The sequence below is a fragment of the Hydrocoleum sp. CS-953 genome (genome assembly GCF_002260545.1).
Classification (GTDB): domain Bacteria; phylum Cyanobacteriota; class Cyanobacteriia; order Cyanobacteriales; family Microcoleaceae; genus Trichodesmium.
This window is the reverse complement of sequence record NZ_LGSU01000051.1, coordinates 1-1,654: the sequence shown is the minus strand read 5'-3', so window position 1 is coordinate 1,654 and position 1,654 is coordinate 1. Positions and strand designations below refer to the sequence as shown.

Annotated in this window: 2 protein-coding genes; one reads left to right on the top strand and one right to left on the bottom strand. The window is 31.7% G+C overall.

Annotated elements, in window-relative coordinates; genetic code table 11:
• The first annotated feature begins 142 nt into the window (after positions 1-142).
• A complete protein-coding gene (locus AFK68_RS00265) occupies positions 143-1,099 on the top strand; it encodes a DMT family transporter (RefSeq protein ID WP_094670722.1) in 957 nt (318 codons plus the stop codon).
• A gap of 243 nt (positions 1,100-1,342) precedes the next feature.
• Here AFK68_RS00265 and AFK68_RS00260 read toward each other — a convergent pair whose 3' ends face one another.
• Complete coding sequence (locus tag AFK68_RS00260) at positions 1,343-1,606, bottom strand: hypothetical protein (protein ID WP_168186258.1); 264 nt, start codon at positions 1,604-1,606, stop codon at positions 1,343-1,345.
• Positions 1,607-1,654 lie beyond the last annotated feature (48 nt).

Sequence of the window (1,654 nt, the reverse complement as noted above, 5' to 3'; positions counted from 1 at the left end):
ATAATTAATAATTCGGTAAATCTTGTTTGATTATCATAGCTAAAAATATCAAATAACTAAATAAGTTTTAGTTACTCTAGAAAACTCGGCAAATACCTAAGTTTAGTTTCTAACTGGTACAAAATTCAAAGGTAAATTTAACATGACAAGCCAAATACAATTACTCCCTCAAAATTCAGCACAAAAATCTACATTTTTCTCTTTAATAGCATTATTAGTAGGATTATTAGCTGTATCCTTAGCAGCAATTTTCATTCGATTAAGCGAAAGAGAATTAGGACCTGCTAGTACAATATTAGATCGCTTTGTCATCTCCGGTCTTGTCTTGTGGTTTTGGAGTAATTTCCAAGCTCAAAAAAATCAATCATCAGCTAATAAAAACGAACAATATTCAACTTATACATTTCGTGAGTGGATTTGGTTATTAGCTGGCGGTTTTACTTTTGCTCCTAGTTTACTTCTTTGGGCTTGGTCTTTAACCCAAACTAATGTAGCGAATTCAACTATACTTCATAATATGATTCCCATCTTTACTGCTCTAGGAGGATGGATGTTTTTAAGTCTTCGTTTTGACCGTAGATTCTTAATAGGAATGGGAATAGCTATAGTAGGAGCAATTGCAATTGGAGCAGATGATATACAAGTAGATTTACAACATTTTACTGGCGACTTAGCAGCATTTTCATCTGCAATTTTATTTGGTGCTTACTACTTATTAATTGAACAACTTCGCTCTAAATTTTCTGCAACAACTATATTATTATGGACTTGTATAAGTGGTAGTTTATTTACTCTTCCTATTGCTTTATTCACCGAAGATCATATTTTACCCTTTTCTTGGGAGGGATGGTTATCAATTATTGGTTTAGCAGTAATTGCTCAAGTTTTAGGTCATGGGTTTGTTACTTATAGTCTCAAAACTTTTTCTTCTGGTTTTGTTGCTTTATGCTTTTTATTGGAACCTGTAATTACTGCTTTAATTGCTTGGGGATTATTCTCAGAACAACTTACTATAATTAGCTGGTTAGGATTTTTTATTGTATTATTAGGATTATATTTAGCTCAATCAAGTCCTTCAATTCAGAAAGCTAGTAATTAAATAAGCAGTCAGCGTTCAGCTATTAGCTATCAGTTTTTCAAGGTATTTAATAGGAGATTAAAACCCTTATTAACCCGCACCACTAATTTTTCAAATAGAGTGAGTTAAGGGACTTAAATCCTTGGATTTTTAGCTGTTAACGTAGTTCCTCCTACGGAGGCTAGCTGAATGCTGTTTACAGAGTATTCACTAAGGAAAAGCTAATAGCTAGTTAATAAATATCTGTTCAACAATTAATAATTATTAATTATTAATTACCTCTTCTGTAATAGAAGGATTGGTACTCAAGGATTTTTTTTCTTCTCTTGGTTGATTGGATATGGCGAGGAGACCTCGCCATCCCTCAACCGCTTTTTTCTCCATGAATGGAGAGACTTTATATCTTAATTTTTTCTGTAAAAAATAACGTAGAGACTTTCCATAGAACGTCTCTACAAAGTTTGGATAAAAAGTTGATTTATTTCCTATTTGTGGAGATTTATAGTACATACATAATTCATAAATCAATAATTTCTGATTTTAACCAATTAAATTAATCCCACTGTTAAATAAATC